12 protein-coding genes are annotated in these 14,233 nt (G+C 70.0%); 5 read left to right on the forward strand and 7 right to left on the reverse strand.

The genetic code is table 11. The features are described 5' to 3' along the window. Nucleotides 1-27: 27 nt before the first annotated feature. The 4 genes from hydA to BJY18_RS06580 all read right to left on the reverse strand — a co-directional run bounded on the left by hydA (nucleotide 28) and on the right by BJY18_RS06580 (nucleotide 5,054). Nucleotides 28-1,407 carry a dihydropyrimidinase gene (hydA, locus tag BJY18_RS06565; RefSeq protein ID WP_184778588.1) on the reverse strand — a complete coding sequence of 460 codons (1,380 nt, stop codon included), beginning with the start codon at nucleotides 1,405-1,407 and terminating at the stop codon, nucleotides 28-30. A 21-nt stretch (nucleotides 1,408-1,428) separates the two neighbouring features. Next, nucleotides 1,429-2,928, reverse strand: coding sequence for an NCS1 family nucleobase:cation symporter-1 (locus tag BJY18_RS06570; RefSeq protein ID WP_184778589.1), 1,500 nt, complete (start codon nucleotides 2,926-2,928; stop codon nucleotides 1,429-1,431). 355 nt (nucleotides 2,929-3,283) lie between these two features. Continuing rightward, entirely contained in the window at nucleotides 3,284-4,321 is a 1,038-nt protein-coding gene (locus BJY18_RS06575; RefSeq protein ID WP_184778590.1) for a LacI family DNA-binding transcriptional regulator, read from the reverse strand. Nucleotides 4,322-4,373: 52 nt separating this feature from the next. Further along, nucleotides 4,374-5,054, reverse strand: a complete 681-nt coding sequence (locus tag BJY18_RS06580; protein WP_312873758.1) for a GntR family transcriptional regulator — start codon at nucleotides 5,052-5,054, stop codon at nucleotides 4,374-4,376. 370 nt (nucleotides 5,055-5,424) lie between these two features. On the opposite strand from BJY18_RS06580, the gene BJY18_RS06585 reads away from it, so the two are divergent. From BJY18_RS06585 to BJY18_RS06605, 5 genes are read left to right on the forward strand one after another with little or no spacing between them, the layout of a single operon-like run. Then, nucleotides 5,425-7,455 carry an SCP2 sterol-binding domain-containing protein gene (locus BJY18_RS06585; protein ID WP_184778592.1) on the forward strand — a complete coding sequence of 677 codons (2,031 nt, stop codon included), beginning with the start codon at nucleotides 5,425-5,427 and terminating at the stop codon, nucleotides 7,453-7,455. 6 nt (nucleotides 7,456-7,461) lie between these two features. After that, the gene (locus BJY18_RS06590; RefSeq protein WP_184778593.1) at nucleotides 7,462-8,349 is read left to right on the forward strand and encodes an FAD binding domain-containing protein; all 888 of its coding nucleotides are present in this window, start codon (nucleotides 7,462-7,464) and stop codon (nucleotides 8,347-8,349) included. Beyond that, nucleotides 8,346-8,840, forward strand: a complete 495-nt coding sequence (locus BJY18_RS06595; RefSeq protein WP_184778594.1) for a (2Fe-2S)-binding protein — start codon at nucleotides 8,346-8,348, stop codon at nucleotides 8,838-8,840. The genes BJY18_RS06590 and BJY18_RS06595 overlap by 4 nt, the downstream gene beginning before the upstream one ends. Next, entirely contained in the window at nucleotides 8,840-11,200 is a 2,361-nt protein-coding gene (locus tag BJY18_RS06600) for a xanthine dehydrogenase family protein molybdopterin-binding subunit (RefSeq protein ID WP_184778595.1), read from the forward strand. The genes BJY18_RS06595 and BJY18_RS06600 overlap by 1 nt, the downstream gene beginning before the upstream one ends. A gap of 9 nt (nucleotides 11,201-11,209) precedes the next feature. Then, nucleotides 11,210-12,241: an LLM class flavin-dependent oxidoreductase gene (locus BJY18_RS06605; protein ID WP_184778597.1), complete on the forward strand. Its 1,032-nt coding sequence runs from the start codon at nucleotides 11,210-11,212 to the stop codon at nucleotides 12,239-12,241. Here the strand turns inward: BJY18_RS06605 and BJY18_RS06610 are convergent. From BJY18_RS06610 to BJY18_RS06620, 3 genes are read right to left on the reverse strand one after another with little or no spacing between them, the layout of a single operon-like run. Beyond that, nucleotides 12,225-13,190 carry a pyridoxal-phosphate dependent enzyme gene (locus tag BJY18_RS06610; RefSeq protein WP_184778599.1) on the reverse strand — a complete coding sequence of 322 codons (966 nt, stop codon included), beginning with the start codon at nucleotides 13,188-13,190 and terminating at the stop codon, nucleotides 12,225-12,227. The two genes, BJY18_RS06605 and BJY18_RS06610, sit on opposite strands and share 17 nt — an antisense overlap. Next, the gene (locus BJY18_RS06615) at nucleotides 13,187-13,831 is read right to left on the reverse strand and encodes a helix-turn-helix transcriptional regulator (RefSeq protein ID WP_184778601.1); all 645 of its coding nucleotides are present in this window, start codon (nucleotides 13,829-13,831) and stop codon (nucleotides 13,187-13,189) included. Before BJY18_RS06615 ends, BJY18_RS06610 begins: the two co-directional genes overlap by 4 nt. Further along, on the reverse strand, nucleotides 13,824-14,177 hold the full coding sequence (locus BJY18_RS06620; RefSeq protein WP_184778603.1) for a RidA family protein: 354 nt from the start codon (nucleotides 14,175-14,177) through the stop codon (nucleotides 13,824-13,826). The genes BJY18_RS06615 and BJY18_RS06620 overlap by 8 nt, the downstream gene beginning before the upstream one ends. Nucleotides 14,178-14,233 lie beyond the last annotated feature (56 nt).

Below are 14,233 nucleotides of genomic sequence, written 5' to 3' on the forward strand. Positions count from 1 at the left end.
CTGCCCTCCGTCGGTGTCGAAGTTCGGCTACTGCGTGGTGCGGGCGAGGAACCGCCCGCGGCCGGCGACGCCGACGTACCGGCCGTCGCGGGCGATGAGTTCCCCGCGGGAGTACACGGACTCGATCGCCCCGGGCAGCGTCCAGCCCTCGTACGGCGTGTAGTCCATCCGCTGGTTCTGCGTCTCGGCGGTGATGGTGGTGGTGCCCTCCGGGTCGAGCACGACGATGTCGGCGTCCGCACCGGTGGTGATCGCGCCCTTCGACGGCAAGCCGAACTGGCGGGCCGGAGCGCCGGCGACGAGGTCCACGAACTTCTCCAGCGAGATCCGCCCCGCGCGCACGCCTTCGGCGTACATCACGATGAACCGGTGTTCCACGCCCGGACCGCCGTTGGGAATCGCCCGGAAGTCCGCGGAACCCAAGCGCCGCTTCTCTTCCAGGCAGAACGGACAGTGGTCCGAACTCACCACGCCGAGCGTTCCCGCGCGCAGTCCGCGCCAGAGCGCGTCGCGGTGTTCCTGCGTCCGCAGCGGCGGGGTCAGCACGACCTTCGCCGCCTCGAAGCCGGGCGCGTCGTAGAGGGAACGGTCCAAAGTCAGGTAGTGCGTACAGGTTTCGCCGGCGATGGCCCATTCCTTCGACCGCGCTTCGGCCACCGCCTCGACCGCGCCCTCGGTGGACAGATGCACGAAGTACAGCGGCGAGTCGGCCATCCGCGCGATCTTGATCGCCCGCTCCACCGCTTCGATCTCGGTGGAGGGAGGCCGGGAGATCTCGTGGGAACCGGGCCCCGTCCTGCCCGCGGCCACCAGGTCCGCGCTGAGGCGGTCGATGACGTCGCCGCTCTCCGCGTGCACGCAGACCTGGCCGCCCAGGCCACCGGAGGTGCGCAGCACCTCGAACAAGTCGCCGTCGTGCAGCATGATGCTGCCGCGGTAGGCCATGAACACCTTGAAGCTGCTGACCCCGGACTGCACGATCTCGGCGAACTCGCCGGTCGCGCCCTCGTAGAGGTCGGTGACGCACATGTGGAAGCCGTAGTCGACCACGGCCTTGCCCTCGGCCTTGGCGTGGTGCCCGGCCAGCGCGTTCGTCAGCGACTGCCCGGGCAGCTGCATCGCGAAGTCCACGAGGGTCGTCGTCCCGCCGCACGCCGCCGCCCGGGTACCGGTCTCGAAGTCGTCGGACGTCGTCGTGCCCATCATCGGCGAGTCGATGTGGGTGTGGACGTCGACACCGCCGGGCAGCAGCAGCCTGCCGGTGACGTCCACCCGTTCGGCCTCGGCGATCGGCAGGTCGCCGAGACGGCCGATCGCCTCGATCCGGCCGCCGCGCACGAGCACGTCGGCGTCGGAGGTGCCGGAGCTGGTGACGACCCGGCCGCCGGTCAGCAGCAGGTGGGACATGCGTTCTCCTTCGGTACGGGGTCAGTGGTCCGTGACGGTCGAAGTCGCGGCGGACTGCGCGGGGCCGCGCGCGGGGCTTTGCGGCGGCAGCGCGGTGCCACCGCGGGTGAACGCCAGGCAGCACACCACTCCCAGCACGACGCCGATCGGCCATGCGTACGAAGCGAAATCCGCCAGCGCGGGAACCAGCGCGACCACCAGGGTGACCGCGCCGGAGGTGACGAGTGCCGCCACCGCACGCAGATTCGTCCCCCGGCGGTAGTGATACGCCCCGGACACCGCGTCGGTGTAGAGCTGGGCGACGTCGACGCGAGCCCGGCGGATCAGGTAGTAGTCGGCCAGCAGGATGCCGAACAGCGGGCCCATCAGGGCGCCGACCCCGCCGAGGAAGTAGTTCACCGCGACCGGGTTCGCGTAGATCTTCCACGGCAGCACCACCAGCGCCAGCACCGCGGTGATCAGTCCCCCGGTCTTGAAGCTGATCCGCTTCGGGAACGTGTTCGCCAGGTCGTAGGCAGGCGAGACGAAGTTCAGCACGATGTTCACCCCGACGGTGGCCAGCGCGAAGGCGACGGTGCCCAGCAGCAGGGCGGCCGTGCTGTCCAGTTCCGCGACCAGCTGCACGGGATCGCTGATCGCCTTGCCGTACAACCGGACGGTGCCCAGCGCGATGATCACCGACACCACGCAGAAGGCCGAGGCGTTGAGCGGCAGTCCCAGCCGGTTGCCCCGCAGGACGGTCCGCTTGTCCGGGGCGAACCGCGCGAAGTCGGCGTAGTTGAGCATCGGGCCGGCGAAGTAGGACACGGTCAGGAAGACGCCGCTCACCACCGCGACGATCACGCTTCCGGTCGTCATGCCGGGGCCGCCCTCGTGGTAGGTCCAGTCGAGGTGCCAGCCGGCCCGCGCCAGCACCCAGATCGCGAGCGCCAGCATCGCGATCCAGATGACCGGGCCGGACAGGTCGGAGAGCTTGCGCACGGTCTCCATCCCGCGGTGCAGCACGACCAGCTGGAGCAGCCAGAGCCCGAGGAAGCACAGCCAGCCGAGACCCGACAACCCGAGGAACGACGCGTGCGTCCAGGCCGCGGCCGGCGGAACCAGTTTGAGCACCAGGATCATCAGCGCGGCCGACGCGAGATAGGTCTGGATGGCGTACCAGAAGATCGCGACGACCGCACGCAGCAGTGCGGGCACGTTCGCCCCGAACACGCCGAAGCTCACGCGGGCGAACACCGGGAACGGAACGCCGAGACGCTGACCGGCGACCCCCATCAGGTTGCAGCCCAGGTAGACGATGGCCACGCCGCCGACCATCGCCAGCGCCATCTGCCACCCGTTGAGCCCCAGCACGAGCAGGCCGACGGCGAAGGTGTACCCGCCGAGGCTGTGCACCGCCGACATCCAGACGCAGAACAGGTCCCACGTGCGCCACACCGCGTTCGGCCGGCGCGGCGCGAGATCTTCGTTGTAGAGCCGGGGACTGCGCTGCACGGTGGTCGACGGACCTGATTCGGACATGGGACACCTCCCCGGCACCGGCTCGGCGGGAACGCGAGCCGGCACCGCTGCATCGACGTCGGCGCTGACGCCGGGAACCGGTCTCCCCGGCCGGGACCGGGAAGTACTCAAACGTTTGCGCTGGAGTCTGAACAAACGTTTGCGCGATGTCAAGGGCCGAGCTCGTCGTCGGGACATGACTACGCCGAACGCCTTACGTGCGCAGGGAATCACCGGATGTTGCCGGCACCGCGGGGAACGAGGTCAGGCGATGGCTACCGTCATCCCGATGGCCGACCCGACCAAGCCGTGACGGCCACCCGGCACAGGCGGCCACCGAGCCCAGGCGGCCGCCGGCCCGCCTGGGCCGGGCCGCTCAGCTCGGGGGTACGACGTGGCCCAGGCTGGAGTCGCGGATGCTCAGCGTGGGCGCGAACCGCCGGGAAGCGATCCGGCGTCCGCCGACCAGGTCGAGCAGCATCCGCGCGCTGACCCGGCCCATCTCGGCCAGCGGTGAGCGGACCGAGGTCAGCGCGACCGGCAGCTCCGCGGCCAGGTCGAGATCGTTGTACCCGACCAGGGCCACGTCCTGTCCGACGCGGAGGCCGGCGTCGCGGATCGCGCCCATCGCACCCACCGCGGTGAAGTCGTTCACCGCGAAGATCGCTGTCGGACGCGACGGGAGCGCGAGGATCTGCTCGGTCGCGCGCCGGCCGTCGGACACGCCGAATCCCGACTCCACCACGTATTCGGCCGGAACCGGATGGCCCGCTCGCGCGAAGGTCTCGCGGAAGCCGTGCGTTCGCTCGACTCCCGTGCTCGCCGCCTGGTCGCCGGCGACCACGCCGACCCGCCGGTGCCCCCGCTCGAGGAGGTGTTCGGCGGCCAGCCTGCCACCCTGTTCGTCATCGGTGGTCACCGCGACCTGCTTCGGCAGCCTGCGCATCACCAGCACGTACGGGACCCGGGAACGGCGCAGCTGCGCCACGACGTTGGCGTCCGAACGCGAGTCCGCGAGGACCAGCCCGGCGACCCGCATGGACAGCAGCGATTCGACCCGGCTGCGCCGCTCCTCGGGATCGTCGTGGGTGTTCGCGACCACGGTGTCGTAGCCGCCCAGCCGGGCGGTCTCGTCGATGCCGTCGAAGATGGTCGCCATCGCGACGTCGGTCAGCCGCGGGACGAGGACGCCGATGGTCCGGGTGTGGCCGGTCCGCAGCGCGTGCGCCGCCGGGTCACGGCGATACCCGAGGTCGTGGGCGAGCTCGCGGATCCGGGCGACAGTCTCGGGACCGACGCCCACCGGTTCGGCCCTGAGCGCGCGGGACACCGTGGACACGTGCACGCCGGCCTCCCGGGCGAGCTGCTCGAGGGTCACCGGGGACGTGCGCTCACTGCTCCGTCGTGCGGCCATGGCGGAAGTCTGCCTGATCCCGGTCCGGCACAACACTGACCGGCGCGGCGCGTCACTCCCCCGGTACGCCGGGCTCCTGCGCGGGGAACAGGTTCGCCAGCGTGTGCGCCCGGCTCGTGCGGGCGTGCTCCACCGCCAGCACGCGGGCACGTTCCTCGTCGCCCGCGACGACGGCTGCGAGCAGGGCGCGATGGTCACAGAGCAGCCGATCCCAGTCACCATTGTGCTGGTAGAGCCAGCGCAGCCGGCCCTCCAGTGGGAACGCCATCGCACGCAGCAGGCTGTTGCCCGCGATCTCCGTCATGATCAGGTGGAAGTCCGCGTTGAGGGTGTGCAGCACCGCGTCGTCGGTCGCGGCTGCCGTGTCCTCCAGCAGTTTCTCCAGGCGTGAGACGCCGTCCGCATCCGCCTGGCGGGCCGCGAGCCCGGTCGCCAGCATCTCCAGGCCTTCCCGGACGTCGAACAACTCCTCGACATCACGCCTCGACAACCGCCGGACCACGATCCGCCGGGGCGACTCGGCCACCAGGAAACCCTCGTAGGTCAGGGCTCGTACCGCCTCGCGCACCGAATACCGGGACACTTGGAGCCGCTCGGCGAGGTCCCGCTCGACAATGCGATCACCCGGACGCAGACGCCCGTCGATGATCATCTCGCGGATGCCGTCGACGGCGTTGGCTCGGACAGCGGCGAAGCCCTTCGGCCCCGCCCCCGCCTCGGCGGCACGTTCCACCCGACCCACTCTCATCGTCCCCAGAGATCTGCCTCAAGGGATCTGTCCCAGGAAATCCGTCTCACGAAATCTGCCTCACGGAACCCGTCTCACGAGATCTTCGATGATTCTTCCAAGCTGCCCGTGACCCCCGCAACCGGCCACCGCGAGTCCGGAGGTTCCCGCAGATACGGGCCCAAGGCCGCGAACTGTGCCGCAGGTGCGGTTCACTCACCGACCCGCCGTCGTTTGGGCGCCCAAACTGTTGACATCGGCCACGGGCCGCAGCACTATGTGGCGAAGTCGTTCGCGCACCCTTCGACCGAGCCGGGCAACCCAGGTTCCGCCTGCGCGATCCTTCCCTGATTCCCTTACACAGAAGGGATTTCGTATGACGACGACCCCGACGGCCACGGCGACCACGGCCATGGCCACCACGGCGCTGCCGGCACTCGAAGAGTCGTTCCACGACGATCCGGCGGTCGTCCGCCGTGCCGCGACCGAGGACTACGCCGCGCACGTCGTGCCCAAGACCGCGCGAAGCGGCCGCTGGTCGATGTCGATGGCGTGGTACGCACTCGCCAGCGCCATGGCCTGGCTGATCACCGCCGGAGTGGCGGCCGTCGCGGTCGGCCCGGTGAACGCACTCATCGGCGCCGCTGCCTCGGTGGTCGCCTACAGCGTGCTCTGCGCTGCCATGTCGACCTATGCCGCACGCACGGGCACCAGCATCAACCTGTTCTCCCGCACGCTGTTCGGGCTGCGCGGCGGTGCGATCGCGACACTCGTCCTGTTCCTCATCGCGATCTTCTACGCCACTTTCGAGGGCTCGGTCGTCGCGCACGCGTTCCGCCTCAGCACCGGCAGCCTGCCGATGTGGTTCTGGTACCTGGCCGTCGTGGCCTACAGCGTGCCACTGGCCATCGGCGGGGTGCGGGCCTTCCTCGACAAGTTCAACGGCGCGCTGCTGCCGGTGTACATCATCGGCATGGCCGTCGCCGTGTTCTGGACGATCACCGCGAAGGGGTACCGGACCGACTGGCTGCACACCGGCGGCGGCACCGCGGACGTCGCCGGCCCCGGCTGGCTCTACTCGTTCACCCTCTACATGGGCGTGTGGGTGCTGATGATGTTCGCCGGCGACATGGCCCGGCACGCGAAGGTCGAGGACCTGCGCTTCCACCGGTGGTTCACCTTCGGCCCGGTCTTCCACGGATTCACCCTGCTGCTCAACGCTTTCGTCGGGATCTTCCTCGCCGAACACCTGGTCGCCGGCGAGCTGACCGAACTGTCCGCTGTGGACGGCATGATCGCGCTGATGGGCGGCTGGGCCGTGGTGTTCATCTGGGTCACGCAAACGCGGATCAACACGGCCAACTACTACGTCGCCTCGAGCAACCTGGCGAACCTCGCCGGACGGCTCGTGCGGCGCAGCATCCCGCGCTGGCTGTGGGTCGTCGGCGTCGGCGTGCTCGTCTACCTGCTGATGCTCCAGGACGTGATCAGCAAACTGCAGATCGCGCTGGAGTACAGCGCCATCATCACGGTGGCCTGGGTCGGCGTCGTCGTGGCGTACATGCTCTGGGCGAAGGTCCGCGGCATCGCCCCCGAGCACCTGGAGTACCGCCCTGGCCGGGTGCCGCCGGTGCACCGGCCCGCCGTGCTCACCTGGACGATCGGCACGGCCGCCGGAGTCGTGCTGCTCACCGTCTGCGGTCCGTTCGGGGCCACCTGGTACGCACCGGCGACCTTCCTGATCGCGTTCGCCGGCTACTCCGCCGCCCTGCTCGTCTCGCGGGCGGACGCGGTCCTGTCCCGTCCCCACGACCCGCGGTCCGAAGTGGCCGATCCCTGGGCCTCGCGCATCCGCTGCCACACGTGTGGACTGTCCTATGTGGCCCAGGAGATGGACCGCGATCCGTCCGCGGAGCACCAGGCGATCTGCTGTGCGTGCGCCGCGGGGAGCCCGGCGTTCCTCGCCGCCGCTCGCCACGAAGCACTCCGTTCGACACGAGGAAAAACCACTGTGAAATGCCAGCTCGCCATCCGGGTCTTCGCGGTCTTCCTGAACCGCACCCCGCAACTGCGGGATCTGCTCGACCGCTGGGACCGCACGCTCGAATTCCGGCTCGCCGGAGAGCGCCCGTTCCACCTGGTGATCGAGAACGGGAAAGCAGGCGTCGCCGGGCATCCGGCCACCGACCCGGACATCGTCTTCGAAGCACCGGCGGCCCTGTTCCTGCGGATGATGCTCGATCCCGCGCTGGCGGACGAGGCGTATGTGAACAAGAAGTACGAGGTCCACGGGCCACCGCCGGACGCGACCCGCTTCCGGGTGCTGGGTGAACGGGTGCAGGAGTACCACCGGCTGTTCTTCGGTGTCCTGAAGAAGTCCGCGACGATCATTCTGCGAACGAGGTGAGCCCCGGTGCCCGTACTGCTGTTCCAGCCTCAGGACTACCAGTTCCCGTCGACCGTGGAGGACCTGCTCGGCATTCTCGACCGCGACGGTGACAAGGCGCGGATCATCGCCGGGGGAACCACGATCCACGAACTCGCCTACCGCAAGGGAATGGGTGACGTGCGCACCCTCGTGGACGTGACGAGACTGCCGTGGGGGCGGATCGCCGTGGAGGGCGACGTGCTCCGCATCGGTGCCACGGCCACGTTCACCGAACTCGCCGCCCACGTCCGCGCCACCGCGCCACGCCGGCTCGCCATCCTCACCGACGCGATCGCGGGTATCCGCCCGATGCAGATCCGCAACGTCGGGACCGTCGGCGGCAGCATCTGTTCCAGCCTGCCCTTCTTCGACCTGCCGGCCGCGTTCGCCGCCCTCGGCGCCTCGGTGACCACGCGCCGGCTCGGCGAGCAGGCCCGTACCACGCCGATCGAGCAGTTCTTCTGGGACTTCTTCCTGCCCGACCTGCGCTTCGGGGAGGTACTGACCGAAGTGGACCTGCCGGTGCCGCCACCGGGCACCGGCGGATCGTTCCAGAAGTTCGAATCGAACTCCGTCGACTGGGCCCTGATCAGCATCGGCGTCCAGGTCCGGATCGAGGCGGACCGGTTCACCGAGGTCCGGATCGCGCTCGGCGGCGGCATCGGCCGCAAGGTCGTGCGGGCGGGCACCGCGGAGCAGGCGCTGCTCGGCCGTCCGGCGACCGCCGCGGAGATCAGCGAGGCCGCCCGTCACGTCACCGCGGACGTCCGGGCGTTCAGCGACTTCCGCGGCTCCGCCGAATTCCGCAACCACCTGCTCAGGACCTATCTCACCCGATGCCTCACGCAGGCGACCCGGAGGGCTGCCCGATGACCCCACCCACCGGCACCGACCGGATCCTCACCCTGGTCGTGAACGGAGACCCGGTCACCGTGGCGGCCGGCACCTACGAAAGCCTCAACACCGTGCTCCGCGACCGGCTCGACCTGACCGGAACCAAACGTGGCTGCGACACCGGCGGATGCGGCACCTGCACGGTGCAGGTCGACGGACAGGCGGTCTACTCCTGCATGTATCCCGCGCGGCGCGCGGAGGGCAGGTCGGTCAGCACGATCGAGGGGGTGTCCCGCAACGGCGAGCTCCATCCCGTGCAGCAGGCGCTGGTCGACGGCGGCGGAGTCCAGTGCGGCTACTGCACTCCCGGCGTCGTGATGGCCACCCTGGCGATCTACGCGGAGAACCCGGGCGCCACCGCCGACGATCTGGCCGAGGAACTCGCCGGAAACCTCTGCCGCTGCACCGGTTACGTCAAGTTGATCGAGGCGCTCGCCGCGGCCCGCTCCGATGTCCAGGGAGAGCAGTAATGACCGAAACGCTGCCGGCACCGGCCGGTGTCCCCGCCGAGTACCGCAACATCGGACGGCGGGTCCCGAAGTTCGACGCGGTGCACAAGACCACCGGGCACCTCAAGTTCGTGGGTGACATCCAGCTCCCCCGGATGCTGGAGATCAAGATCCTGCGCAGCCCCCATCCGCACGCGAGGATCCGGCGGATCGACACCTCGAAAGCCGTGGCGATCCCCGGGGTGAAAGCGATCATCACGCACGAGGACGCGCCGTCGCACCCGTACGGCCGGGAGTTCGCCCTTCCACCGGAGTACATGCCGCGGGACAACTTCGTCATCCCGGACAAGGCGAGGTACGTGGGCGACGTGGTGGCCGCGGTCGCCGCTACCACCCCGGACGTCGCGGCGCGAGCTGTCGCCGCCATCGAGGTGGAGTACGAGAAGCTGCCCGCGTCCCTCGATCCGTTCGCCGCGATCGCTTCGGGTGCGCCCCGGATCCACGACACCGTCGCCTGGGGCGAGGAGGTCGACCACCTCGACGGCAACGTGCTGCGCACCGTCTCGATGGGGGTGGGAGACGTCGAACAGGGCTTCGCCGACGCCGACGTCGTCATCGAGAACACTTTCACCGTCCCGAAACAGCAGCAGAGCCCGATGGAACGGCGCTGCATCGTGGTCGACCCGCTCCCCGACGGCCGGCTGGAGGTGTGGTGCACGACCCAGTCGATCCACGGGCTGCGCCACAACCTCGCGCGGGCACTGGGAATTCCCTACAGCCGCATCAACGTGCACCAGACCTTCCTCGGCGGCGCTTTCGGCGCCCGCCTCGACATGAACGTCGACGAGCCGATCGCGGCGCTGCTGGCGCTGAAGTCGGGGCTGCCCGTCCGGCTGCAGCTCACCCGTGAAGAGGACATGATGTCCACGAGCAGGCATCCGGCGACGGTCCGGCTCAAAACCGGCGCGAAGCGGGACGGGACGCTCGTCGCGCACGAGATGGAAGCCCACGTCGACACCGGGGCCTACGCCTGTTCGGGAGAATGGGTCACGAAGTGCATGGGCGGCTGGTTCATGTCGATGTACCGGGTGGCGCACCAGCGTTTCACCGGCCACGTCATCTACACCAACACCCCGCCTGCGGCCGGGTTCCGCGGTTTCGGCAACCCGCAGGCGAACGTTCCGGTCGAGTCCCACATGGACCTGCTCGCCGACCGGCTGGGCATCGACCCGGTGGAGATCCGGCTGCGCAACTACATCCGCGAAGGCGACGCCTACTACGCCCAGGGCCCCAACGTCGTCGACTACATCAAGAGCTGCGGGGTCGAGCAGATCCTCACCTCGGGCGCGAAACGGATCGGCTGGGACCGCCGGGCCGGGTTCGCCGGTCAAGGGGACCGCAAGATCCGCAAGGGCATCGGGCTCGGGCGGGCGTTCCACACCTCCGGCTGCGGGCAGGCGAACGAGGTCTCCGACATCCTCGAATACGCCGGCAGCGTGGTGAAGATCAACGAGGACGGGACCGCGAACCTGACGACCGCGCTCATCGACATGGGCACCGGGAACCTGATGGGACACGCGCAGATCGTGGCCGAGGTCCTCGGGCTGCGAGCCGAGGACGTGCTCGTCAGCAGCACCGACACCGACTCCTCCCCCTACGACGTCGTCACCCACGCCAGCCGGAGCACCTACGTCTCCGGCATGGTGGCCAAGCTCGCGGCGGAGAAGGTGCGCGACCGGCTCACCGAGCTGGCGGGCCGGATCCTCGACGCGGATCCCGGGGACATCGTGCTCGGCGGCGGCCGCGCCACGGTACGGGGCACCGGCGGTGCCGCGGACGCGTCCGTGTCGATCGAGGAGATCGCGCGGACCGCCCAGATGCGCCAGTGGGGCACGATCATGGCGGAGGCGAGCGAGCGGGCGGTGACGACGGCCTCCCACTTCACCTGCAAGTTCGTCGAGGTGTCGGTGGACACCGAGACCGGGCACGTCACCGTGGACCGGGTCGTCGCCGGCTCCGACGTGGGCCAGGTGATCAATCCGGTCCTGGTCGAGGGGCAGATCCACGGCGGGGCGGCGCAGGCCTTCGGCTACGCCCTGCTGGAGGAGATCCAGGTCGACCGCGAAACCGGGCGGACGCTGAACCCGGACTACCTGAACTACAAGATCTTCACCTCCCGGGACGCCTGCCGCGACTTCGACGTGTTCTTCGCCGACACCTACGAGGACAGCGGTCCCTTCGGGGCGAAGGGCATCGGTGAGTCCGCGAACAACGACGGCGCCAGCGCGATCGTCAACGCGGTCGCCAACGCGATCGGCGTGCACATCAAGGACCTGCCGCTGACCCCCGAGAAAGTCCTTCGCGCGCTGGGGAAGCTGTGAGGTGAAGCCGTGGTGGAACACCCGTGGCCGCGGTTCGGCGTGCTGTTCCACGGCTGGGCGACGGCGGACCGCGAGGACAGCGCGGTCCTCGGCGAGGCCTGCCGCTCGGCCGTCCTCGCCGACCGGCTGGGGTTCGACGTCGCGTGGTTCACCGAGCAGCACGCCCCGATGTTCGGCGCGATCTCCGGGCGCATCGCGGCGCCGCATCTGCTCATAGCACGGCTGGCGGGGGAAACCGAGCACATCGGGCTCGGGACCGCGGTCCGGTTGATCGTCGAACAGACGCCTCGGCAGCTCGCCGAGGAGTTCGTGACCCTGGACCTGCTGACGGCGGGACGTGCCTGGTACGGCATCGGCGCCGGCCGGGGTGATCCGGCGCTCGGCGCCGCCGGCCGGGCTCGTCGCCGGGACACGTTCCGGCGACGGGCACGCGAGCTGACCGAAATCCTTCGCACCGGCGGAGAAGGCCACGAGCTCGGTCTGCGGATCCGGGACCTGTCGGCGCGGGTGCTCGTGGCCTCGGCCGGCGAGCAGTCGATCGCGTTCGCGGCGAGAAACGGGCTCGGGTACTTCGTCGGGATGTTCGGCGGGCACCGTCATCCCGGGCTGACCCGAGACTTCCGCGACCTCGGCGGGCGAGGTCCCGTGCGGGCCGCGCGCCTGGTGTTCGTCGCGGAGGACGACCGGACCGCGCACCGGGCGGTAGCGGATGCCGCGCAGTACTTCTGGGCCCATTTCACGCCGCCTTCGCCCGCGTGGCACGAGCGCGTTCGCGCCTGGCAGGGCGACTGGCGGACGGACGACATCTGCGCCCAACTCGGCTGGGTCGTCGGCGGGCCCGCGACCGTCGCACGCAGGCTCGCCGACTACATCGGGGACTGCCGGCTCGACGCGCTCGACGTTTCCTTCCAGGTGCCCGGTCTTCCCGCGGAACGGGCGGACCGGTCGATGGCACTGTTCGCCCAGGAGGTGGTGCCCCGGGTGCGGGCCGGGTTGTCATCCCCGGCCCGCACCGGCCGCGACCTCACCGCTGCGAGGTGATCAGTTCCGCGAAGCGTTCCGGGCTGACGTTGCCGCCGCTGATGATGACCCCGATCCGCCCGGACGCGGGTACCTGTCCGCTGAGCAGCGCGGCCAGACCGGTCGCGCCGCTCGGCTCGAGGACGAGCTTGAGGCGCTCGAAGGCGAACCGCATCGCCTCGCGCACGGTGCCGTCGGAGACCAACGCGATGTCGTCGACGAGGTCCCGGTTGATCGAGAAGGTCAGCTCGCCAGGGGTCGAGGAGGCCTGGCCGTCGGCGATGGTCCTGGGCACCGGGATCTCGACGCGCTCGCCGGCTTCGAGCGAGCGCTTGGTGTCGTCGCCCTCCGCCGGTTCCACGCCGACGACCCGGATACCGGGCCGCAGCGCCTTCGCCGCCGTCGCGCTGCCCGCGATGAGACCGCCGCCGCCGACCGGGACGACCAGACTGTCCAGCGAACCGGCCTCTTCGAGCAGTTCCAGCGCGGCCGTGCCCTGTCCGGCGATCACGTGCGGGTGTTCGTAGGGCGGGATCAGCGCCAGACCCCGCTCGGCGGCCAGCGCCTCGCCGAGTGCCACCCGGTCGCCGGTGTAGCGGTCGTAGGTGACGATCTCGGCGCCGTACCCCTTCGTGGCGTCCACTTTGGACTTCGGCGCGTCCTCCGGGACGAGGATGACCGCGCTGCTGCCGAGTTCGCGCGCGGCGAGCGCGACGGCCTGGGCGTGGTTGCCCGACGAATAGGCGGCGATGCCCTTGGCCAGCTGGTCCGGGGACAGCCGGGAGGCCGCGTTGTAGGCGCCGCGGAACTTGAAGGCCCCGATGCGCTGGAAGTTCTCACACTTCAGCAGGACTTCGGCGCCGACGAGAGAGTCGAGGGTGCGGGAACGCACGACGGGGGTCCGGTGGGCGACCCCGGCCAGGCGGGCGGCGGCGTCGCGGATGTCGTCGAGGGTCACAGGCGGGGTCATGATGCTCCTTGGTCACGGATTTCGGCGAGATAGCTGTAGGCGGACGCGCGGGAGATCCCGATCCGGGCGGCGACCTGGGGCACCGCCCGGCGGACGGCGAAGACACCACGCCGATGCAGGCTGCGGAACAACTCGAGGCGTTCGTCGCGGCCCAGCGCCGCCCACGGCTTGTTCAGCCGCAGCTGGTGTTCGTCCACGATCGCGTCGACCACGGCGTCGACATCGTCCCCGAACGTCGTGGTCGGCGTTTCCTCGACGGTCCCGACGTCGGCGAGCTCGCCGACCAGGGTCCGCAGCTGCCCGAGCGCGGTCACGTCGAGGTTCACGCACAACGCGCCGAACACCGCCCCGCCGCTGTCGCGCACCAGCATCGTCGAGGACTTCACCAGCTTCCCCGACGCCGTGCGGGTGACGTAGTTGAGCTGGTCCTCCGCCTCGTCCCCGCGCGCCAGCAGACCCATGCCGATCTCGCTCATCGACCCGCCGACGCTGCGTTCGGTGACCGACCCGGCGATGGCCACCACCGACCTGTCCGGACGGCGGAAGTCGTGCACGACCACCTCGCAGAACGAACCCAACGTCGCCGCCATGCCTTCGGCCACCGGGGCGAGCGCGGCGAGAATCGCGTCCCGCTCAGACATCGCGCACCCGGGCGATGGCCTCGACCTCGACGACACCGCCGTAGGGCAGCGCAGCCGCGCCGACGCAGCTGCGAGCCGGCCGGGGCTCGGCGAAGAACTCCTCGTAGACCCGGTTGAGGCCGGCCCGGTCCGAGATGTCGGTCAGGTACGCAACGACCTTCACCACATCGGCCCGGCTCGCCCCCACCGAACCCAGTGCGGCGTCGAGGTTCGCGAACGCCTGGACGCATTCGGCGGCGAACCCGCCCGCCGCCAGTTCGCCCGTCCCCGTCACACCGAGCCGCCCGGACACGGTCACGAGATCACCACTGCGAAACGCGGCGGGATAAGGATGTTCGCTGGTCACCAGACAGACTGTATAATCTCTGGACTGAATGTCCAGATGGTGCCGGTCACACACAC

The organism is Amycolatopsis jiangsuensis (assembly GCF_014204865.1).
Classification (GTDB): domain Bacteria; phylum Actinomycetota; class Actinomycetes; order Mycobacteriales; family Pseudonocardiaceae; genus Amycolatopsis; species Amycolatopsis jiangsuensis.